Origin of the sequence: Streptomyces canus (genome assembly GCF_041435015.1) — a bacterium.
Taxonomy (GTDB): domain Bacteria; phylum Actinomycetota; class Actinomycetes; order Streptomycetales; family Streptomycetaceae; genus Streptomyces; species Streptomyces canus_G.
The window spans coordinates 5,038,507-5,059,469 of the sequence record NZ_CP107989.1; the positions used below are offsets into that span (position 1 = coordinate 5,038,507).

Here is a 20,963-nt window from a genome sequence, read left to right on the forward strand (position 1 = left end):
ACAGGCTGCCGATCAACTCCCCGCCGACCACGCTCGGTTCCGCACCGCCCTCACCTCGCCGGATCCCCCGGCGGAGCACGTGACTGGAGAGCACCCCGCATGTTCAAGGCACTCAAGAGCGGCCGGAAGTCCCGCCTCGGCCAGGCCGCCCTCGTCGCCGGCAGCGTCGCCGCCCTCACCGTCGGCCTGACGGGCAGCGCGAACGCCGCCGTCCTGAACCCGCTGCCGTGGACCGGCAGCACGTTCCAGAACAAGTACATGCCGTACTTCGACTACGACTCGGACAGCTGCTTCCCGGCGGCGGCGGTCGACGCGAACGGCAACGTCAACGGCGGCCTCAACAACAGCGGATCGATCACCGGCGGCTGCCGGTCCGAACACCTCGGCAAGGCCAACACGTACGCGCAGTCGCTGTGCGAGAACGGCTGGTGCGCCTACGCCTACACGCTGTACTTCGAGAAGGACCAGACGCTGAACGGCGCCGACGCCTTCGGGCACCGCAACGACTGGGAGTCCGTCGTGGTGTTCCAGAAGCAGGGCGAGGAGAAGCCGCGCTACCTGGCCGCCTCCCGGCACGGTGGCTACAGCACCCACCCGATCAACGAGGTGCCGATGAACGGCAACCACGTCGAGATCGTCTACCACAAGGACGGCGCGAGCACCCACGCGTTCCGCTTCGCGAAGTGGGGCGAGGTGCCCGAGGCCTGGGGCAACGGCAACTGGGACACCCCCGCCCTGGTCAATTTCGCCGCGCTGAACAGCGACCTCCAGGGCAAGCTGAACGGCGACTGGGGTCACGCCAACTTCCAGATCGGCAAGAACTTCCTCAGCAACGTGAACAAGGCCCGCCCCTCCGAGGTCCCCGCGTTCTGACGCCTGGCCTCCCTGAGCGCGGCCGCCGACGCACACTCCCCCCTCGCGTCGGCGGCCGCTTTCCGACACCCGGGCAGCCCGGGACGTGGTGGGACCTGCACGCGAGTGACACCCTGGTCGCCATGACCTCTGCCTCGGCCCGCACCGCCCTGGAGCTCACCGCGGACCTCCCGGTCCCCGACCTCGAGGACTTCTACCGGGACCTGCACCGCCACCCCGAGCTGTCGTTCGAGGAGCACCGCACGGCGGCCCGGCTCTCCGAGCGGCTGAAGGCGGCCGGTTTCGAGACGGCCGAGGGCGTCGCTGGCACCGGCGTCGTGGGCCTGCTGCGCAACGGCGACGGGCCGACCGTTCTGCTGCGCGCCGACATGGACGCGCTGCCCGTCGAGGAGCGGACCGGGCTGCCGTACGCCTCGAAGACGCCCGGGGTGATGCACGCCTGCGGGCACGACCTGCACGTGACCTGGCTGGCGGGGGCGGCGAAGGCGCTCGCGGACGGCCGGGACGCCTGGTCCGGGACGCTGCTCCTGGTGGGCCAGCCCGCCGAGGAGGCCGGCGGCGGGGCGGCCGCGATGGTCGCCGCCGGGCTCTACGACCGTGTCCCGCGCCCGGACGTCCTGCTCGGCCAGCACGCGGTACCGGGCCCGGCGGGCCTGTACGCGCACGTGCCGGGCCTGATCATGTCGGCGACGACGGACGTGGAGATCGTGGTGCACGGCCGGGGCGGCCACGGCTCGCGCCCCGAGACGACGGTCGACCCGGTCGTGACGGCCGCCTACATCGTCACGCGGCTCCAGACGATCGTCAGCCGGGAGATCAAACCGCGTGAGTCGGCCGTGCTGACCGTCGGCCGGATCGAGGCGGGCACGGCCCCGAACATCATCCCCGCCACCGCCCGTATCTCCCTCAACCTGCGCACCCAGTCCGAGGCGGTCCGGGACCGGATGCTCACCGCGATCCGCCGCATCGCGGAGGGCGAGTGCCATGCCGCGGGCTGCCCGCGCGAACCCGAGGTGACCCTGGGCGGCTCGTTCCCGGCCACGGTCAACGACCCGGAGACCGACCACCGGATCGCCGCCGTGCACCGCGAGGTCTTCGGCGCCGACACCGTCTTCGACTCCGGCCCGGCGATGGCCAGCGAGGACTTCTCGAAGCTCGCGCTCGGCGAACTCCCCTACTCCTACTGGTTCGTGACCTGCACGCCGGCCGCCACCTGGGACGCGGCGCCGGGCGCGGACCTGATGGAGAAGTTCGACGCCGTCCCCAGCAACCACAGCCCGCACTTCGCCCCGGACCTGTCGACGGTGGCGCCGGGGGTACGGACGCTGGTGTCGGGGGCGCTGGCGTACCTCGTCTGATCGGTGTCGCCCGCTAGAACGGTGTGGCCTGCAGCTCCCGCAACTGCTTCTGTACGTTCTCCAGGGCGCCCGGGCGACGGCCGGGAACGCGGGCGCGCAACTGCGCGAGCAGGGCGCCGAGTTCCTGGGCCCGGGTCTTGTCACGGACCTGCCCCCACTGGTGGTGGGCGCGGTCCACGGCCTTCTCCACGGTCGGCGCATCCGGGCTCTGGCCTGCGGTCAGCCGCGTCTCCGCCACGGTCAGCCAGATCCGGCAGCTGCGCGCCGAGTCCCGCGCGAACATCGCCAGGTCCGCCCGCACCTCCGACCAGTGCAGGGCCTGCTCGGACGCCACCCCGTGCGCATGCGCGGCGGCCTGCTCGTGCGCCAGGGCGAGCGCGTCGGCGTCCTGGTGCCGGCCGGCCTGGACTGCGGCGGTGATCTGGACGTGGGGGTCTTCTTGAGGACGGTCGGGTGTCTTCGGCCGGTCCGGCGTTTGAGGACGAGGCCGTTCAGGCCGATAGGGGGGTCTGGGGGCGAAGCCCCCAGGGACGGCCACCGGGGCAGGCGGCACCGTCAACACGATGTCCCCGTAGGCGTCAGGGCCCAGCCGCCCGAACGCCTGCTGGTGCAACTGCTCCACCGGCGGACGCCACCCGCTGCGCAGAATCGTCGCGATCGTCTTCATGTACGCCGGCACGGCCACCGTGCGCCGGGAGGGCGGCGGCGCGATCCGCCCGAACACCGCGTTGTTGCGCCCGGAGTCGAGTGCGTGCGTCCGCAGCCAGCCCCACGCCTCCGCGTCGGCGTGCAGGTCGACCAGGAGCGTCGTCGACCCCGGGGAACGCAGCCGGAACTCCTCACGGATCCACTGCCAGGGCAGCGCGGTGTAGCGCACGGTGGCCGGAGTGGTGCGGGCCAGCGCGAGGTGGGGGAGGTGCTGGCGGCGGTCCAGGGCGAGCTGGCCCGCGATGAAGACGGTGAGCGGCCCCGGCGTGGCCGCGACGGCGCGCAGCCGGGTCAGGACGGCCTGCGGTTCCAGGGGGTCGGCGAGCTCCACGACATTGGCCGTGTCGGTACCGGAGAGCACGGCGGGCGGCACGGCCGCGAGGACGGGAAGCACGGACGCCGCGTCCACCAGACGACTCTTGCCCACCGGTGAGGCGGCGAGCAGCAGCACGGTTCCGGGCATCGGTCCCTCCCCATCCCCCGTCGATCACTTACGGCAGCACGGTAACCGCTGCGGCTGCGAAGGGGAGTTCCCAGGGCGTCAAACGTCCCTTTCCTGCCCGCTCGTCGGCCCACGGTCGCGGTGATCGCTGTGAGACTCTCGTCGCCATTCGACTTGCCAGGGCCCCTTCCCAGGTGTGCTCTGGTAGTCGGGGGTGTATCGGGGGTGGAGAGAGGAGTGCTCTCATGGCTCATGCGGCACCCGCGGGCGGATTCGCCCGGACACCCGATGTCTTCGGCGCCAAGGTGCACACGGCCGCCAGGTACGGCGTCCCGGTCGTGCTCGGGCTGGTCTACGGCTTCTGGGCCGCGGCGAACCGCCGTGACGGCGGGCCGATCACCGGCTGGAACGTGCTGTTCGGCTGTGTCACGGCGATCGTCTTCATCGTCCTGTGCATCGCCGTGGCGACGTTCGCCCCGCTGCTGAAGCGGGAGCTCCACTCGGCCGTGAAGTCCGGTTTCGCCGGGGCGGCCGTCGGGTTCCTGTACAGCCAGACGGGAGAGAGCGTGCTGCGCTCGACGGCGCTGGGGCTGGCGGTCGCGGCGGGGATCTTCGTCGTGTTCTTCTACCGCTACTACACGCGCGAGGACGCCGAGGGGAACCGGATCCGTTAGCGGACGCGCGTGGACCCCGGCCAGGAAATGGCCGGGGTCCACGGCTTCCCTCATCCCACGTTCTTCCACTGCGGACACGGATCCGCACAGGCCGGCACGGAGCGCCGACCGGTGTCGACGAACGCGGCGCTGACCCAGCCCCGGGCACCGGTGAACCAGTACCAGTACGGGTTGCCGTTGACGCTCTGTCCGCGGACCATGCACTTCACGCGGTCGTGGCTGCCCGGCGAGAGCCGGGCGACGACGGCGGAGTGCGTGGTGGGCGCAGACCGCGCGTCGATCGGGGTACGGGAGACGACGGTGCCCCGGATGGGACCGCCGCCGCGATGGCCTTCGGCGTACGTGGGCGGGGCTGCCGCCGCGAAGGTGCCGGCCGCCGTGACGGTGAGCGTGGTGCCGGTGAGCATGGCCACGGCCAGGGTCCGCAGGCCCGTGGTGGTGCGCATGGGTCGGCCTCCTTCTCCCCTGAGCTCCCCCCGGTCTCCCCTGATCCATGAGACACCCGTACGGGTGAACCCTCCACCGGAGGGCGGATTCCCCAGCTCCACGGCTCGCGCGGCCGCCCGTCGTCGTTTTGCATTGAAGGGTGACCTCTCGTGTCCGCGGCGCCCTGTCGGCCGCCCTGATCGCCCTGGCCTGTCTGCTCGTGCCCTTCGGCGCGGTGGCGGCCTGGGCGGCGTACGGCCTCGCCGACACGGGTCGGTACGTCACGACGATGGCACCGCTCGCCGCCGACCCCGCCGTGCGGGACAGCGTCGCGGACGCGGTGGAGAGCGAAGTCGGCGAGCCGGTAAGGCCGTTGGTGCGCTCCTTCACCCGGACCCCGGCCTTCGGCACCGCGTGGGACGAGGGCAACAGAGCCGTCCACCAGGCCGTGTTGAGGGCCGTGCGGGACGGCGGCCACCACGAGGTGACCGTCGACATCGCCCCGATCGCCGCCCGGGTGGAGCACCGGGTCGCCCTGCCCCGCACCGAGATCGCCGTGCTCCCGGCCTCCCAACTCGACCGCCTCCGGAAGGGCTACGACGTGCTCGAAGTCGCCGGTTTCTGGCTGCCCGTCACGGCCGCCGTCCTCGCCGCCGTAGGGATCGCGGTCGCCGCCTGCCGCCGCCGCGCCCTCACCGCGACCGCCCTCGGCACCGCACTCGGCGGCGCGCTGCTGGGCTTCGCCGTCGCCGTGGGCCGCCGGCTCACCCTCACCGATCTGCCCGACCCGGTGCACCGCCCGGCCGTGGGCGCCGTCTACGACGCCCTGACCGCCACCCTGCGCACGGTCTCCTGGCTGCTCGTGGCCGTCGGTCTCGCGGTGGCTCTGACCTGCTGGCTCACCGGTCGGTACGGCCCGCTGCGAGCCCGGCGAGGGCCCGCAGGGCCCGTTCCAGATCCGGCACAGCAGCCGACGCGAGCCCAAGCCTGACCGCGTCCGGGGTGCGGTTGGGGTCGACGGCGAAGGAGGGCCCGGGCGCGAGAGCGATACCGAGCGCCGCGGCGGCGGCCGTGAAGGTGTCGGCCCGCCAGGGGGCCGGGAGGTGCCACCAGGCGTAGTACGCGCGCGGATCGGACCGTACGGCGAACCCCGCGAGGCACTCGGCCAGCACCCGCTGTCTGCGCGCCGCATCGGCCCGCTTCGCCTCGACCAGCCGCGCCACGGTCCCGTCCACCGTCCACCGCACCCCCGCCTCCAGCGCGAACCGCCCCGCACTCCACCCACCGGAACGGACGGCGTCCGCCACCGCGTCCACCCGCTTTTCCGGTACGACGAGAAAGCCGACGGTGAGCCCGGGCGCGACCCGCTTGGAGAGACCGTCGACGACGTGGGTGAGGGCGGGGGCGAGGGCGGCGAGCGGGTCGTCGTTCTCCGCGAGGAACGACCAGATGCGGTCCTCCACGACCGGAAGGTCCAAGTCGCTCACAGCCAGGGCGAGTTGGCGTCTGCGCTCGCCACTGGTCGTCACGGACGTCGGATTGTGCAGGGTCGGCTGCACATAGAGGGCCGACAGGGGCGCCGTGCGATGGGCGGCGGCCACCGACTCGGGGCGCAGGCCCTCCTCGTCCGTGGCCAGCGGCACCAGCGTGATGCCGAGCCGGACCGCGATCTCCTTGACCACGGGATACGTCAGCTCCTCGACCCCGACCCGGCCGCCCGGCCGCACCAGGGAGGCGAGGGCGGCGGCGACGGACTGGCGGGCGTTGCCCGTGAAGAGGATCCGGGACGGGTCGGGGCGCCAGCCCCGCGTGGCGAGGAGGGCGGCGACGGCCTCGCGGGCGGCCGGTGTGCCGGTGGCGGCGGCCGGGCGGAGGGCCTCGGTCAGGACGTCGGGGCGCAGCAGGGGCGCGAGAGCGTCGGCGAGAAGCTCGGACTGCCCTTCGGCGGACGGGTAGGTGAGCTCCAGGTTGACGGGGGTCCCCGCGTCCTCGATGAGCCCCCGGCCGGGCCGCACCGGCGCGGTGGCCCTCACGAAGGTGCCGCGGCCCACCTCCCCGACGACCAGTCCGCGCCGTACGAGTTCGCCGTACGCCCGCTCCGCCGTCGACGCGGCGATCCCGTGCCGGCGGGCGAACTTCCGCTGCGGGGGCAGGCGTTCGCCCGGCCGGAGCCGTCCGGTGGCGATGTCGGCGGCTATGCGGTCGGCGATACGGCGGTAGTCGTGCACCAGAACCCCCTGTGATTGCACTGAGGGCAAAGATTTTATTGCACCGAGAAGTCGGGCCGACCTAGGGTCGGCGTCATGACGGCGATCCCCCTGGTCCTGGTCCACGGCCACCCCTTCGACCACACCATGTGGCGTCCGCAGATCGAGGCGTTCTCCGCCTCCCGCCGCGTGGTCGCCCCCGACCTGCGCGGCTACGGCGCCGCGGTACCGCCCGCGCCGGTCGAGCGCTTCGAGCGGTTCGCCCAGGACATCGAGGCGCTGCTCGACGAACTGGACGTCACGGCGTGCGTGCTGGCCGGCCTGTCCATGGGCGGCCAGATCGCCATGGACTGCTACCGGCTCTTTCCCGAGCGGATCCGGGGGCTGGTCCTCGCCGACACCTTCCCGGCGGCGGAGACCCCTGAGGGCGTGCGGGTCCGGCACGCGACGGCGGACCGGTTGCTGCGCGAGGGCATGCGCGGGTACGCCGACGAGGTGCTGGAGAAGATGGTCGCGCCGTACGCCTCCCCCGAGGTCAAGGCCCACGTCCACCGCATGATGACGGCCACCCGGCCGGAGTCCGCCGCGGCGGCCCTGCGCGCCCGCGCCGCCCGCCCCGACTACCGCGAGCTGCTGACCCGCGTCACCGTCCCGGCGCTGGTGGCCGTGGGCGCCGACGACACCTACACACCGGTCGCCGACGCGCGGGCCATGCACGCGGCGCTCCCGGAGTCGCAACTGCACGTCTTCGAGGGGGCGGCGCACCTGCCCAACCTGGAACGGGCGGGGGAGTTCAACACCGTGCTCGGGGAGTTCCTGGCGAAGGTCGACGCCCGCTCGTAGGCTCGGGACGGTGACCCGCCGAAGGCTCGGTATCTCGACCGCCGCCCTGCTCTTCGCCGCCGTGAGCGTGATCCTGGGGTGCCGGCTCGCCGACACGGACGGCATCACCCCCGTCCCGCAGCTCCTCGCCTTCCTCCCGTGGCTGCTCGCGCCCGCAGGAGCGGGCCTGGCCCTCACCCTGCTCACCCGGTGGTGGCCCGGGACGATCTGGGCGGGCGTGATCCTCGGACTGCTGGCGTGGTTCCTCGCCCCGTACGGGCAGGGTGGCGAGCCGGACGGGCGGGTGCTCGCCTCCTTCCGCGTCCTGACCTCGAACGTCGAGTTCGGACGGGCCACCGACGCCCTCACCGCCGCGGTCCACGAGGAGAGACCGGACGTCGTGTTCGTGGAGGAGTGCGACTACGGCTGCTCGGCGGCACTGCGGCGGTCCCTGTCCGTGGACTACCCGTACCGGCAGTCCGTGGAGGGCGCCGGCTCGACGGGGTCCGTCGTCCTCAGCCGCTTCCCCCTGAAGCCCGCCGCCGGGATCCCGGGGAGCACCATGGGCATGCCCGGGGCCGTCGCCGACGTGCGCGGTCACGCCGTACGGCTGCAACTAGCGCACCCGATGCCCCCACTGCCGGGCCAACTCGACCTGTGGCGGCAGGAGTTGGACAGGCTGCGCGACTTCGCCGCCTCCCTGGGCGGCACCCCGACCGTCCTGGCCGGCGACTTCAACGCCTCCCAGGACCATGCGGCCTTCCGCGCGATCCTCGACACCGGGCTGCGCGACGCGGCCCGCCTCGCCGGCTCCGGCCGCACGCCCACCTGGCCGGCCCGCACCGCCCCGGCGATCGGCGCGCAGATCGACCACGTGCTGGTGTCGGAGGACTTCTCGGCGAGCGACGCCCACTTCCTGGACCTGGCGGACACCGACCACCGTGCCCTGCTGGTGGACATCGCACTCCACGGGCACGGTTGACCTGGGTGTTCATAATGGCCGCATGTCCCGCATCGGCCTCACCCCACCCGACTGGCTGATCCGGAACCTCCAACCGCAGCAGTCACCCGTCAACTGGCCCGCCGTGGCCCGCGCGTCGATCGCGATGACCCTCCCCCTGGCGATCGGCCTCTCGGTCGATCAGCCGGAGTACGGCGCCCTCGCCTCCATGGGCGCCCTGTCCGGGGTCATCGGCGACACCGCCGACGCGTACCGCATGCGGATCCTCAACATCGCGATCCCCCAGTTGTTCGGCGCGGTCGGCGTCACGCTCGGTTCGCTGGTGTACGGCCACGGGTGGACCGCGGTCGTCGCGGTCACCTGCGTCGCCCTCGTCTCCGGGATGATCTCGACGATCGGCGCGGTGGCCTCGGTCTCGGGCCTGCTCCTGCTGCTGAACTCCGTGGTGGGCGCGGGCCTGCCGATGCCGGGCGACTGGTGGCTGGCCCCGCTGCTGATGACCGGCGGCGGCCTCCTCGTCCTGCTGCTGGCCCTGCTGGCCTGGCCGCTCAGGTCCGGGGTGCCGGAGCGGACGGCGGTCGCGGCCACGTACCGGACGGTGGCCGACCTGATGGCCGCCTGCGGTCGCGCGGAGTACGACGAGGCACGGCACGCCGTCACCCAGTCCCTGAACCAGTCGTACGACCTCGTCCTCGCCCGGCGTGCCCGCCACCACGGTCGAAGCCCCGAACTGACCCGCCTGCTGGCCCAGTTGAACGCGATCACCCCGGTGGTGGAGGCGGCTCCCGCGGCCCAGCTGTCCGGTGAGCCGCTGGCACCGGAGATACCGGAGACGGTCCGCCATCTCGCCCGGGCGGTGGAGACCGGCTACACGGGCCCGATCGGCCTCGGCCTCCCCGTGCCGGTGTCGGAGACCGCCCGGGCCGTCGACCACGCCCTGCGCCACGCGGCCGAGGTCGTCGCCGTACCGGATGTGGACCCGCGCGGCATCGACGACCGCCTGGGCCGCCCGGCCGCGCTCGGCGTCCGGGCCGCCCGCGCCGCGCGGAACGTCGCCCTGTCGGCGGCGTCCTGGCGTTACGGGCTGAGGCTGGCGCTGTGCATCGGGACGGCCCAGGTACTGGTCTCGATCATCCCCGTCCCGCGCTCCTACTGGGTGGCCCTGACGATCACCTTCGTGCTGAAGCCGGACTTCGGCTCGGTGTTCTCGCGGGCCCTGCTGCGGGCACTGGGCACGGTGGCGGGGCTGGTGGTCGCGGCGGCGGTGCTCTCGCAGGTGCCGCGCGGCGGGTGGGACGTCCTGGTGATGCTCCTGCTGGCCCCGCTGATCCCGGCGCTCACCCCTCGCGGCTACGGCTACCAGACGGCGGCGATCACTCCCGTGATCCTCCTGCTGTCGGACGTCCTCAACCACCAGGGCACGGCCCTGCTGATGCCCCGCCTGCTGGACTCCCTGATGGGCTGCGGAATCGCCCTGGTCGCGGGTTACCTGCTGTGGCCGGAGAGCTGGCACACGCGGGTCGGCGACCGGCTCGCCGACGCGGTCGCCGACACGGCCCGCTATGTGGAGTCGGCGTTCGGGACCGCCCCCGACCCCGCCGCCCGCGCCCGCATGCGCCGCCGCCTCTACCGCGACCTCTCGGTGATCCGCACGGAGTTCCAGCGCGCGCTGACCGAACCGCCGCCCACCGGCCGCCGGGCGGCGGCCTGGTGGCCGCTGGTCGTCGCGGTCGAGCGGATCGTGGACGCGACGACGGCGGCGAGGGTGCGGGTCCGGCACGGGGCGGCCCGGCCGTCCGCCGCCGAGGTGGAGCAGGTGGTGCTCCAACTCCGCGAACTGGCGGACGGCTTGCGCAAGGTGGACGTGCTGTACGCGGTCAGGACGGACCTGACAGGACCGGCGGGCAGCGTATTGGAGCCCCTGCGGCAGGAGGTCGCAGCTGCAAGGGCGGTCACGCAACCCACCTAGGGGCACGGGGCTGCCCGCCTATACGCCGATGTCACTCCCGTCTATACGCCGATGTCACCCCCGTCCTTGCGCCACACCGCCACGACCGCCGGGCGCACGATCTTCCCCGGGCCGTCGGGCCACGTGCTCGCCGGCTTCTCCACCGTCGCCCCGCTGATCTCCCCCGGGTGCTGCACCGCCACCAGCACCCGCCGGTCCTGCACCAGCGGGCCACAGGTCTCGGCCCCCGTCGGCACGGTCAGGAACTGCTTGAGCTCACCCCGCCGCTCCCCCTTCGTGGCGACACCGAACAGCCCGTCGTGCGAGCCCAGCTGGTTCCCGTCCGTGGAGATCCACAGGTTCCCGTGCGGGTCGAAGGCCACGTTGTCCGGGCAGGAGACGGGGCTCACCGCGTCCTTCGGGAAGCCCGCGAGGTAGTGGCGGGGTCCTCACGAAGCCCGCGGGCGGCCTTGCCCTTGGGGTTGGGCTTTGTGGTGACCTGCTGGGGGCGGCTTCGGCCGACGGGGCCGTGACGACGGTGCTCGCGGTGCCGGCCGCGGCGGCGACCGTCACGACGGCGGCACGCATCATCGAGCGGCGGCTGAGCGCGGTGGCGATGACGTCGCCGACGTACGGGTTGGAGGAGATGTTGGGCGCCGGGTGGAAACAGGCGTCACCACACCGGAAACGGCAGGTCAGGCCGGACCGTCCGTGGACGGCGTTGATCAACGGTAGCTGTACAGGCACTTTTGCTCTCCCCTTGCTTCCCCTTGAAGCTCGCTTGACGGACGGTAGGTGCGCGTCCGTGCGAGAGCGGGGCGGGGCGGGGCGGTGAACGGTGCATGAACCCGGGGTGGACGTAGCGGAGTTGACGTCTCGCGCGGGTGAAGTCCGGAAGTAGGTCTTGACGCCCGGAGCCCCGGGCACCTGCCCCTGCCGAAGATCGCCATCCGGGGCCGCTAACCTTACGTGTCCGTCCTGGCCAGGGATTGACGGGCTACAACTCATGCGAAGGGTTGCGCACATGGGCATTCTCACTCTCCTGCGGAACGCGTTCGGCGGCCGATCACGCAAGGGCGCTGCCACCGAGGCAGAGGGTGCGGAGACGACTCCTTCGCAGGAGGCGGCACCGAAGCTTCCCTCTCCGGCACCCGAGCCGACGCCTGCGAAGGCGGCCACGGTCCCCGAACCTCGTACCTCCACCCTCTCCACCTCCTCCGAGCACGAACTGGTCGCAGCGGCCTTCGACAAGGCGGCGGCCTCCACGCCGACGCCTTCGACGGAGGACGCGGGGACCCCGAAGAACGCGGAGATCCCGACCCAGCCGGTCCCGGCCGAGGCGGCGACTGAGACGCCGGTGGCAGAGGAGGCGGTGACCAAGAAGCCGACGGCAGAATCCGGAGCATCCGCGAAGGAGCCGGAGGCGGAGGAAGCGGCCGCCGAGAAGCCGGTGGCGAAGGAAGCGGCCGTACAGGAGACCGCTGCCGACGAGCCGGCGACCGAAGAACCCGCCGCTGAAGAGCCGGTGGCGGAGGACGCACCCGCCGAGGAACCGTCGACCGAAGAAGCGCCCGCCGAAGAACCGGTGGCGAAGGAAGCCGCCGTACAGAAGGCCGCCGCCGAAGAGCCGGCGACCGAGGAAGCGGCCGTCGAAGAGCCGGCCCCGGTCGCGGAGGTCGCACCGGAACCGGAGCCGGCCGCCGAGCCCGAGCCGGCAGCCGCCCCGGAACCCGAGGCGACGCCCACCGCAGAGGCCGACCCCGAGCCGAAGCCCGAACCGGCGGCCGAGGTCACCTCCGACTCCGCCGTCGAGGCCGAGCCGGCTTCCGACCCGGAGTCCGAGACCGTCGTGGAACCGGAGCCGCAGCCGACCGCCGAGGTCACCCCTGAGCCGGAGCCGGAACCGGCCGTCGCCCCCGAAACCCCGGCCCCCGCGGCAGCGGACGACGCACTCGCGGCCGCCGACGGCGAGGACAAGGCCGTCACGGATGGTGCCGGTGGGAACAACCCCGCCGCCGTACCCCCCATCCTCCGCACCGCCTACACCGCCGCCGCCACCGCCCTGACCACTCACGGCCTCACCGGCACCACCGCCACGACCTACCTCGTCCTGGACCGCTCCGCGAGCATGCGCCCGTACTACAAGGACGGCTCCGCCCAGGCGCTCGGCGAGCAGACCCTCGCCCTCGCCGCCCACCTGGACCCCGAGTCCAAGGTCCACGTGGTCTTCTTCTCCACCGAACTCGACGGCACCGGCGAGCTCACCCTCACCGACCACGAGAACAAGATCGACGACCTCCACGCCGGCCTCGGCCGCATGGGCCGTACCAGCTACCACGCGGCCGTCGAGGAAGTCCTGGCGCACCACACCAAGAACTCCCCCGACACCCCCGCCCTGGTCGTCTTCCAGACCGACGGCGCCCCGGACGCGAAGACCCCCGCCACCCAGGCCCTCACGGAGGCGGCGAAGACCCACCCCGGCGTCTTCTTCTCCTTCGTCGCCTTCGGTGACCCGGAGAACAAGGCCTTCGACTACCTCCGCAAGCTCAAGCTCGCCAACACGTCCCACTTCCTCGCGGGCGAGACCCCGAAGGAACTCACGGACGCGGAGATCTACGAGGGCATCCTGGCGAACTGGCGCCCGTAACCCCCGAAGATCACCACAGCTCACCACCGGGCCGCCCGCTTCCCACCCCGTAAAACGGGAAGCGGGCGGCCCACCCATGTCGGATACGATTTCAAGACTCGCGAAGCGACTCACCCGCACGACCAACCTGGGAGCAGCCCCCGATGGCTCGACACCTCATCACCAGCGCCCTTCCGTACATCAACGGGATCAAGCACCTGGGCAACATGGTGGGGTCCATGCTCCCGGCGGACGTCTACTCCCGTTACCTGCGCCAGCGCGGCCACGAGGTCCTCTACATCTGCGCGACGGACGAGCACGGCACCCCGGCCGAGCTGGCCGCGAAGGAGCAGGGCCTCCCGGTCGCCGAGTTCTGCGCGCAGGCGCACGACGCCCAGAAGGCGGTCTACGACGGCTTCGCGCTGGCCTTCGACTACTTCGGCCGCAGCTCCAGCGAGCAGAACGTCGAGATCACCCAGCACTTCGCCCGCCGCCTGAACGAGAACGGCTTCATCGAAGAGCGCGCCATCCGCCAGGTCTACAGCCCCACCGACGGCCGTTTCCTCCCGGACCGCTATGTCGAGGGCACCTGCCCCCACTGCGGCTACGACAAGGCCCGCGGCGACCAGTGCGAGAACTGCACGCGCGTCCTGGACCCGACCGACCTGATCAACCCGCGCTCGGCGATCTCCGGCTCCACGGACCTGGAGGTCAGGGAGACCAAGCACCTCTTCCTCCTCCAGTCCAAGCTCCAGCACGAGGTCGAGGAGTGGGTCGCGCGGCACGAGGACGACTGGCCGCAGCTGGCCTCCTCCATCGCCCGCAAGTGGCTGAACGAAGGTCTGCACGACCGCGCGATCACCCGTGACCTGGACTGGGGCGTCCCCGTCCCGTCCGACACATGGCCGGAGCTGGCGGCGGAGGGCAAGGTCTTCTACGTCTGGTTCGACGCCCCGATCGAGTACATCGGCGCGACGAAGGAGTGGGCGGACCTGGACCCGTCGAACCGGGACTGGAAGTCCTGGTGGTACGACGTGGACACCACCGTCCGCTACACCGAGTTCATGGCGAAGGACAACGTCCCCTTCCACACGGTGATGTTCCCGGCCACCGAGCTCGGTGTGCGCGAGCCATGGAAGAAGGTCGACTACGTCAAGGCCTTCAACTGGCTGACGTACTACGGCGGAAAGTTCTCCACATCCCAGAAGCGGGGCGTCTTCACCGACCAGGCCCTGGACATCCTCCCGGCGGACTACTGGCGCTACTTCCTGATCGCCAACGCCCCCGAGTCGGACGACTCGTCCTTCACCTGGGAGCACTTCACGGCGACGGTGAACAAGGACCTGGCCGACACCCTCGGCAACTTCGTCAACCGCGTCCTGTCCTTCTCGAAGAAGCGCTTCGGCGAGGAGGTCCCGGCGGGCGGCGAGCCGGGCGAGGCGGAGGCGAAGCTGGGCGAGGAGATCGCCCGCCTCCTCGCTGAGTACGAGTCCCAGATGGAGGCGCTGCAGTTCCGCAAGGCCGCGGCGGCGCTGCGCGCCCTGTGGTCGGCGGGCAACTCCTACCTGGAGGAGAAGGCCCCCTGGCTGGAGATCAAGACGGACAAGGACGGCGCGGCCCTGACCCTGCGCACGGCGATGAACCTGATCCACCTGTACGCGGTGGTCTCGGAACCGTTCATCCCCGCGACCTCGGCCGCCATGCGCCAGGCCTTCGCCCTCGAGGACGACACGGCCACCTGGATCACCCCCGACGAGGCCCGCGCCCTCACCGCCCTCACCGCCGGCATCCCCTTCACCGTCCCCCCGGTCCTCTTCGCGAAGCTGACGGACGAGGACCTGGAGACGTACAAGGAGCGCTTCGGCGGTTCCCCCGAGTAGTCCCGGAGCAGTCCGGATACCGACCCGGGCATCGCCGTGTCCGCGCCAAGCCGTATGGTTTGCGCCATGGCAGTGCCCGGGGTCATTCCTGTCGCGTACGAGCCGAAGCACCGCACCGAGACGATCGGGCGGTATGCGGAGGGTCAGTTCCTGGCGTCGATCACATATGCCTTCCCTGAGGGGTTCCGCCTCGAGGAGGGCTGGGAAGAGCAGAAACGCCTGTACGCGGTCCTGCACACCTTCGACACCGAGGGCAATTACCGCGACTCGGACATCTGGTGCGCCGGCACCTGGGCGGAACAACAACGCGACCCGAGCGGTGACGCCTCCCCGCTGACCCGCGCCCAGGTCCACCGCGGGACCCTGCTGCGCAGCCTTCCCCGCCGCTCCTACACGGACATCGCGATCCGTCCCTTCAGCATCACCCACGAGGGCGTCCGCTTCGGTCTGGTGATCCGCGAGGACGAGGGCGAGCAATGGGCGGAGCTCTACCCGGACCGCCTCGCCTTCGCGGAACCGTGGGACGGGACCTACGACACCTGAGCTAGGAGAGCACCCCGGCCCCCGTCGTCGTGGCCAGCGACATCGGCAGGTTCTTCACCGCGGCTGCCGACCACTCCAGGCCGGACGTCAGGGTCGGGGTCCAGTTCACGCTCGTCTTCAGGTCCTTCGAGGACGTGGCGTTGTAGGCCGCGACCAGGTCCGTCGTCGTGCCGTTGACCAGGTTGCCGGAGCCCGCGATCGCGCCCGTGCGGCCGCTCAGGAGCTTCGAGACCTTCACCGTGGACGGGACCTTCCAGACGTTGTGGTGGAGGGAGACGCGCAGCTTGCCCGCGGGCTCGCTGTCGCTGCTGCCGATCAGCATCGTCTTGTCGTGGAGGGTGAACTGGTTGCGGGAGACGGTCACCAGGTCCGAGCTCTTGGTGATGTCCAGCGCCCCGTCGGATCAAGGGGGTTGGCGCGACCGGGAAGAAATTTCCGAGCCCCGGCCCCGACCGACGTGTCAGGCCTTGACGCTGATAGCGTCCGATCACTTGTGCGAGGGCAGGGGGCCCTCGCGGGGGAGGGAAACCCACATGGGCAGATACGCCCTGCCGCGCCGCCGCCTGGCGGTCGCGATGTCCTCGGTGGCACTGGCCCTGTCGGGCGGCGCCGTGCTTCCGACGACGACGGCCGTGGCGGCCCCGGCCGTCCCGTGGACCTCGGCCACCGCCGTCACAGGCGCCGATACCGACACCTACGTCAAGGACCTCGTGACCACCGCCGACGGGTCCGCCGTCGCGGTGTGGAACCAGTTCGCGGACACGGACAGCACCGAGCGCAAGCTGTACGCCGCCGTCCGCCCCGCCGGCAGTGACACCTGGGGTACACCGGCCCTGCTCACCACCACCCCGGACGAGGCAGGCGGCGTCAAGCTGCACGCCTCCTCCGACGGCACGGTCACCGCGCTGTGGACGGAGTACCCGGACGAGACCTCGCCCGGCGCCGGGCCCTACGACAGCCGGGTCGTCAGCTCCGTGCTCACCGCCGACCACTCGGCCTGGTCCACGCCCGTCGAGCTCGTCGGCACCGACACGGCCTGGGGCGACGGCGGCATCGACCTCGCGGAGGCCCCCGACGGCACGCTCACCGCGGTCTGGAGCGTGCGCACCGAATCCGGCGGCACTCCGTGGGAGGTGTACGCCGCCACCCGCGCCACCGACGGCGCCTGGTCGGCGCCCGACCGGCTCAGCGACACGGTCGCGGACGGCGCCGACAGCGCCCACGCCCCGAGCGTCGCCGTCACCTCCGACGGCACCGTCGTCGTCGTGTGGAAGCAGACCGACGGGCCATCCGCCTCGGTGCGCATGGTCTCCCGCGCGCCCGGCGCCACCACGTGGACCGCGCCCGCCGCCGCGACTCCGAGCTACCAGTCGATCAGCGATCCCGAGGTCGGCGCGGCCGACGACGGCACCCTGACCCTGGCCTGGGACGGCAGCGACGAGTCCGAGCAGCAGACCATCCTCACCGCCGCCCGCTCCGCCGACGGCACCTGGGCCGCGCCCGAGGCCGTGACCGGCACCGAGGACCTCTCGGGCACCCCGCAGCCGCTCATCGCACCCGACGGCGATGTCACCCTCGTCTGGGTCGACTACACCACGACCTTCGGCACCCGCACGGCCACCCGTGATGCCGCCACCGGCACCTGGTCGGCCGTGCAGACGCTGTCCACGTCGTATGTCTCGGAGGCCTGGGACACCGCCATCGCCGACGACGGCACCGTGCACGCCCTATGGCCCCAGACCGTCGGCGGCAAGGTCGCACTGGTGGAGTCCGTGCGCAGCGACGGTCGGTGGAGCAGCCCGGCCGCGCTGCCGGGCTCGTCGTTCGCCAACGTCCTCGGCCAGGTCAGCGTCGGTGAGGACGGCAGCGCCAGTGCCGTCTGGTCAGGCTCCACGAGCGACTCCTCGAACTGGCACCTGTTCGGCAGCCGTACCGCCTGGCCCGCGCTCGCCGTCAGCGGTTCGAGCGTCCCGGCGACCGCCCCGCTCAAGGGCACCACCACCGCGAGCAACGCCTGGGCGCCCACCTGGACACTGAGCCGACCCACCTCGTCCTGGTCCGTGACCCTCACCGACCCGGCCGGCCGGACCGTCCGCACCCTCACCGGCTCGACGACCGGCCTGTCCGTCACCGCGAGCTGGAACGGCCGTACGGCATCGGGGAGTTACGCCGCCAACGGCCCCCTGACCTGGACGCTGCGGGCCACCCAGGACGGCGCGGCCTCGGCCGTGAAGCTTGCCTCCGGCACGGTCGCCGTCACCGGCGGCGCGGCCGTCGCCCGTGACTTCGGCGGCGCCTCGGCCACCCCGGACGGCACGGGCGACCTCCTCACCCTCGACTCCTCGGGCGCGCTCACCTTCCAGCTGGGCAAGGCGTCCACGGGATCCTTCTCGGCCAAGGCCAGCGGCAGCGGCTGGCCCACCACCATCAAGGCGATCCCCTTCGGCGACCTGAGCGGCGACCGCTGCAACGACGTCCTGGTACGGCTGAGCAGCGGCGCCCTGCGCCTGTACAAGCCCGGCTGCGGGGCCCCGGTCAAGCCGTCGACGTCGTACACCTCACTCGGCACCAGCGGCTGGAACCAGTACGACGTCCTGACCTCGCCCGGTGACATCAGCGGCGACGGCCGCCCCGACCTGATCGCGCGAGGGGCGTCCACCGGCACGGTCTACCTCTACAAGGGGACCAGCACCGGCAAGCTCTCCGCGCGCGCGAAGCTCTACGACAACTGGAAGGGCTACAAGAAGATCGTCGGCGCCGGCGACCTCAACGGCGACGGCATCGGCGACCTGCTGGCCCAGGACACGTCCCACACCCTCTACCGCTACGACGGCACCGGCCAGGGCACCTTCAAGCCCCGCGCGAAGCTGTTCACCAACTGGGGCGGCTCCTACAACGTGATCGTCGGCGTCGGTGACATCACCGGAGACGGCAAGGCCGACCTCGTCTCCCGCGACACCGGCGGCACGCTGTGGCGCAACAGCGGTGACGGCAAGGGATCGTTCGGGGCGAGGGCGAAGATCGCGACCGGCTTCAGCGGCTACAAGTTCCTGTCGTAGAGGGGGAGTTCACGTGCGCAGATGGAGTGCGGCCGCACTGGTGGCCGCGAGCGTGACGGTGGGCGCGTTGCTGCCCGCCACACCGGCGGCCGCGGTACACGGGGGCGTACCGGGCGACTTCAACGGCGACGGCTACAAGGACGCCGTTCTGCCCGCGCCGGGGGCGGACGTGTCCGGCAAGCAGGGGGCCGGGGCGGTGGTCGTGCTGTACGGCTCCAAGTCCGGTCTGTCGGCCGGCAACCGTAAGACGATCACTCAGAACACCGCCGGGGTGCCGGGCACGGCCGAGAGGGGCGACGGTTTCGGCGCCACCACCGCGACGGCCGACCTCAACCGGGACGGGTATGCCGACCTGGTGGTGGGATCGCCGTACGAGGACTCGTCGAAGGGGACCAACGCCGGTGCGGTGACGGTGCTTTGGGGCAGCAAGGGCGGCCTGACGAGCGGGACGGATCTGCCGTCGCCGTCGGGGTCCACGCAGAACTACGGGCTGGACCTCGCCGCGCTCAGCCTCGGCGCGGGCACGAAGACCCGGGTGGCGGTGGGCGGCTACGACGCCTCCGTGCACATCACGGGTCCGTTCACCCGCGCCGGCGGTTACGGCTCCCGCACGCTGAACATGGACACCGCCTCCGTGGAGTCCGTCGCGCTCGGTGACTTCGACGGGGACGCCGTGCCCGACCCGGCCGTGGCCACCACCCGGCTGAGTGACCTGAGCGGTGGCGAGATCTACACGAAGTTCGCCTACGGTGAGCAGCTGAACGGCAACGGCCTCATCACCGCCGCCGGCGACATCAACGGCGACGGCTACGCCGACCTCGTGGCAGGCGACCCCGACGAGCCGGAAACGGCGGGCGTGGACGGCGAGTCGGGCGGCCGCGTCCTCGTCTGGTACGGCTCGGCGGCCGGCATCACGAAGGACACCGCGCCCGCGCAGATCACACAGAACACCGCGGGAGTGCCCGGCGCGAGCGAGAAGGACGACGCCTTCGGCGGTGCCCTGGCGGTGGCCGACCTCAACCGGGACGGCCTCGCCGACATCGTGGTCGGCTCCCCGTACGAGGACCTCGCCAAGAACCGCGCCGGCCAGGTGACCGTGATCCCGGGCCGCGCCTCGGGCGCCCTCGGCACCGGCTCCTACTCCTTCTCCCAGGACACGGCGGGCGTGCCGGGCGCCGCCGAGATCGACGACTTCTTCGGTACGACGGTGTTGGTCGGCGACGTCAACAAGGACGGCAGGCCGGAGCTGTTCGTCGGTGCGGTCGGTGAGAACAACTTCACCGGAGCGGTCTGGGTCTTCCCCGGCGGTTCCACCCGGCCGACGGCCACCGGCAGCAAGCTGTTCACGGCCGCGTCCGTGGGCCTCGCCCAGGGCAACGGCACGCTCCTGGGCGGCAACGGACTGCTCTGGGTGATCTGAACCCGCCCCGCACGACGAAGGCGCCCGGGACTTCACCGTCCCGGGCGCCTTCGTACGTGATCGCGGAGTTGCATCAATTGTTGTCGTTCGTCGCCTCCGGGTCCACGCCGACCGTGATCGACGCGCGGACGCCCTTCCCGATGTCGTCCTTGCGGTACTTCAGCCGGAGCAGACCGCCCGTGACGCCGCCGCCGTCGTAGATCGTGTCCTCGTCGAGCGTGGTGCGCTCGGCGGTGTTGGACGCGTACGGCTCCAGTTCGGCCGAGGCCAGGACCGACTCCTCATCGAAGAAGAACTGGCCGGTGTGGCAGGTGTGCCCGCCCTCGTAACCGGCGTCCGTCCACTCGCCGTCCACATGCACCTTGGTGTGGATGTGCACACAACGGCCCCGGTACCAGCCCGGGAAGACCGTCCTGAAGGTGACCTGGCCGTGCCTGTCGGTGCGCCAGGTGCCGCGCAGATAGCGGGTGTCGTCGGTGGGTTCCTGATGGCCGCCGCCCGGGGGAGGGCCGGTGGGAAGGTCGGTGGGCGTGCCCGTCGGGGTCCCCGTGGGTGCGTCGGTGGGCGTTCCGGTGGGAGCCGGGCCGCCCCCGCCGCCATTGCCCATGTCCTCGTACCCGGAGTAGACGCCCACCGCGTCGCACTGCCAGATGTCCACGGCCGCGTTCCGGATCGGTCTGCACGTCTCGGAGTCGATCACCCTGACATCGAGGAGGAGCGGGATCCCCTCCTTGTCCTCGGTGACATCCCGGCGGATCTTGTCGGCGTCGATGTAATAGGGACCCTCGACGGTCTCCGAGGTGAGCTTGTAGCAGGCCTCGGCCTCGCTCTCCGCGCTCTTCTCCTCCGCGAAGGCGTTCACCGCACCCGCGGCTCCCAGGCCCACCACCGCGACCGTGCCGGCGCCCACCGCGACGACCTTGCGGCGGGTCAACTTCCCTGTGCTGTCGGTTTCTTGAGTGTCCGTCATGACCACGGACCGTAGAACCCGGACTCCTGGCAGGAACATCGGAAGG

At 71.9% G+C, this 20,963-nt stretch carries 16 protein-coding genes and 2 pseudogenes; 12 read left to right on the top strand and 6 right to left on the bottom strand.

Translation table 11 applies throughout. The features are described 5' to 3' along the window. Positions 1–99 precede the first annotated feature (99 nt). Entirely contained in the window at positions 100–873 is a 774-nt protein-coding gene (locus OG841_RS22900) for an NPP1 family protein (protein WP_328639792.1), read from the top strand. Positions 874–995: 122 nt separating this feature from the next. Then, positions 996–2,231, top strand: coding sequence for an amidohydrolase (locus OG841_RS22905; protein WP_365116584.1), 1,236 nt, complete (start codon positions 996–998; stop codon positions 2,229–2,231). 13 nt (positions 2,232–2,244) lie between these two features. On the opposite strand, the gene OG841_RS22910 is transcribed toward OG841_RS22905, so the two are convergent. Next, a complete protein-coding gene (locus OG841_RS22910; protein ID WP_328639790.1) occupies positions 2,245–3,402 on the bottom strand; it encodes a hypothetical protein in 1,158 nt (385 codons plus the stop codon). 224 nt (positions 3,403–3,626) lie between these two features. Between OG841_RS22910 and OG841_RS22915 the strand changes: the two genes are divergently transcribed. Beyond that, positions 3,627–4,055 carry a hypothetical protein gene (locus OG841_RS22915; protein ID WP_371566755.1) on the top strand — a complete coding sequence of 143 codons (429 nt, stop codon included), beginning with the start codon at positions 3,627–3,629 and terminating at the stop codon, positions 4,053–4,055. Between the two features lie 50 nt (positions 4,056–4,105). On the opposite strand, the gene OG841_RS22920 is transcribed toward OG841_RS22915, so the two are convergent. Next, positions 4,106–4,501: an SH3 domain-containing protein gene (locus OG841_RS22920; RefSeq protein WP_328639788.1), complete on the bottom strand. Its 396-nt coding sequence runs from the start codon at positions 4,499–4,501 to the stop codon at positions 4,106–4,108. Positions 4,502–4,641: 140 nt separating this feature from the next. On the opposite strand from OG841_RS22920, the gene OG841_RS22925 reads away from it, so the two are divergent. Then, complete coding sequence (locus OG841_RS22925; protein ID WP_328639787.1) at positions 4,642–5,472, top strand: hypothetical protein; 831 nt, start codon at positions 4,642–4,644, stop codon at positions 5,470–5,472. Here OG841_RS22925 and OG841_RS22930 read toward each other — a convergent pair. Beyond that, complete coding sequence (locus tag OG841_RS22930; RefSeq protein ID WP_371566758.1) at positions 5,381–6,709, bottom strand: aminotransferase-like domain-containing protein; 1,329 nt, start codon at positions 6,707–6,709, stop codon at positions 5,381–5,383. The genes OG841_RS22925 and OG841_RS22930 overlap by 92 nt on opposite strands. 75 nt (positions 6,710–6,784) lie before the next feature. On the opposite strand from OG841_RS22930, the gene OG841_RS22935 reads away from it, so the two are divergent. The 3 genes from OG841_RS22935 to OG841_RS22945 are packed head-to-tail and all read left to right on the top strand — an operon-like array spanning position 6,785 to position 10,440. Further along, positions 6,785–7,531: an alpha/beta fold hydrolase gene (locus OG841_RS22935; RefSeq protein ID WP_371566761.1), complete on the top strand. Its 747-nt coding sequence runs from the start codon at positions 6,785–6,787 to the stop codon at positions 7,529–7,531. A gap of 10 nt (positions 7,532–7,541) precedes the next feature. Then, positions 7,542–8,492 (top strand): endonuclease/exonuclease/phosphatase family protein, encoded by a 951-nt coding sequence (locus OG841_RS22940; RefSeq protein WP_328639784.1) that lies wholly within the window; start codon positions 7,542–7,544, stop codon positions 8,490–8,492. A 22-nt stretch (positions 8,493–8,514) separates the two neighbouring features. Beyond that, positions 8,515–10,440, top strand: coding sequence for an FUSC family protein (locus tag OG841_RS22945; RefSeq protein ID WP_328639783.1), 1,926 nt, complete (start codon positions 8,515–8,517; stop codon positions 10,438–10,440). Between the two features lie 41 nt (positions 10,441–10,481). On the opposite strand, the pseudogene OG841_RS22950 reads toward OG841_RS22945, so the two are convergent. Beyond that, a pseudogene (locus OG841_RS22950) lies at positions 10,482–10,865 on the bottom strand (alkaline phosphatase PhoX); the annotation flags it as partial. 578 nt (positions 10,866–11,443) lie between these two features. Between OG841_RS22950 and OG841_RS22955 the strand changes: the two are divergent. The 3 genes from OG841_RS22955 to OG841_RS22965 all read left to right on the top strand — a co-directional run bounded on the left by OG841_RS22955 (position 11,444) and on the right by OG841_RS22965 (position 15,468). Then, entirely contained in the window at positions 11,444–13,066 is a 1,623-nt protein-coding gene (locus OG841_RS22955) for a VWA domain-containing protein (protein ID WP_328639782.1), read from the top strand. Positions 13,067–13,209: 143 nt separating this feature from the next. Then, positions 13,210–14,925 (top strand): methionine--tRNA ligase, encoded by a 1,716-nt coding sequence (gene metG / locus OG841_RS22960; protein ID WP_365116563.1) that lies wholly within the window; start codon positions 13,210–13,212, stop codon positions 14,923–14,925. A 66-nt stretch (positions 14,926–14,991) separates the two neighbouring features. Further along, positions 14,992–15,468 carry a hypothetical protein gene (locus OG841_RS22965; RefSeq protein ID WP_371566769.1) on the top strand — a complete coding sequence of 159 codons (477 nt, stop codon included), beginning with the start codon at positions 14,992–14,994 and terminating at the stop codon, positions 15,466–15,468. Between the two features lies 1 nt (position 15,469). Here the strand turns inward: OG841_RS22965 and OG841_RS22970 are convergent. After that, a pseudogene (locus OG841_RS22970) lies at positions 15,470–15,868 on the bottom strand (pectate lyase family protein); the annotation flags it as partial. A 133-nt stretch (positions 15,869–16,001) separates the two neighbouring features. On the opposite strand from OG841_RS22970, the gene OG841_RS22975 reads away from it, so the two are divergent. Both OG841_RS22975 and OG841_RS22980 read left to right on the top strand, forming a co-directional pair. Further along, on the top strand, positions 16,002–18,527 hold the full coding sequence (locus OG841_RS22975; RefSeq protein WP_371566770.1) for an FG-GAP-like repeat-containing protein: 2,526 nt from the start codon (positions 16,002–16,004) through the stop codon (positions 18,525–18,527). A gap of 13 nt (positions 18,528–18,540) precedes the next feature. Further along, positions 18,541–19,947 (top strand): VCBS repeat-containing protein, encoded by a 1,407-nt coding sequence (locus OG841_RS22980; RefSeq protein ID WP_371566771.1) that lies wholly within the window; start codon positions 18,541–18,543, stop codon positions 19,945–19,947. A gap of 73 nt (positions 19,948–20,020) precedes the next feature. Here the strand turns inward: OG841_RS22980 and OG841_RS22985 are convergent, their stop codons facing one another. Continuing rightward, complete coding sequence (locus OG841_RS22985) at positions 20,021–20,917, bottom strand: intradiol ring-cleavage dioxygenase (RefSeq protein ID WP_371566772.1); 897 nt, start codon at positions 20,915–20,917, stop codon at positions 20,021–20,023. Positions 20,918–20,963: the final 46 nt, after the last annotated feature.

Excerpts from the sequence above, each read along its gene's own strand:
- OG841_RS22955 (WP_328639782.1), top strand. The coding sequence starts at position 11,444 with ATGGGCATTCTCACTCTCCTGCGGAACGCGTTCGGCGGCCGATCACGC.
- OG841_RS22915 (WP_371566755.1), top strand. The coding sequence starts at position 3,627 with ATGGCTCATGCGGCACCCGCGGGCGGATTCGCCCGGACACCCGATGTC.
- OG841_RS22920 (WP_328639788.1), bottom strand. The coding sequence starts at position 4,501 with ATGCGCACCACCACGGGCCTGCGGACCCTGGCCGTGGCCATGCTCACC.
- OG841_RS22905 (WP_365116584.1), top strand. The coding sequence starts at position 996 with ATGACCTCTGCCTCGGCCCGCACCGCCCTGGAGCTCACCGCGGACCTC.
- OG841_RS22985 (WP_371566772.1), bottom strand. The coding sequence starts at position 20,917 with ATGACGGACACTCAAGAAACCGACAGCACAGGGAAGTTGACCCGCCGC.
- OG841_RS22965 (WP_371566769.1), top strand. The coding sequence starts at position 14,992 with ATGGCAGTGCCCGGGGTCATTCCTGTCGCGTACGAGCCGAAGCACCGC.
- OG841_RS22900 (WP_328639792.1), top strand. The coding sequence starts at position 100 with ATGTTCAAGGCACTCAAGAGCGGCCGGAAGTCCCGCCTCGGCCAGGCC.
- OG841_RS22910 (WP_328639790.1), bottom strand. The coding sequence starts at position 3,402 with ATGCCCGGAACCGTGCTGCTGCTCGCCGCCTCACCGGTGGGCAAGAGT.
- metG (WP_365116563.1), top strand. The coding sequence starts at position 13,210 with ATGGCTCGACACCTCATCACCAGCGCCCTTCCGTACATCAACGGGATC.
- OG841_RS22935 (WP_371566761.1), top strand. The coding sequence starts at position 6,785 with ATGACGGCGATCCCCCTGGTCCTGGTCCACGGCCACCCCTTCGACCAC.
- OG841_RS22975 (WP_371566770.1), top strand. The coding sequence starts at position 16,002 with ATGGGCAGATACGCCCTGCCGCGCCGCCGCCTGGCGGTCGCGATGTCC.
- OG841_RS22945 (WP_328639783.1), top strand. The coding sequence starts at position 8,515 with ATGTCCCGCATCGGCCTCACCCCACCCGACTGGCTGATCCGGAACCTC.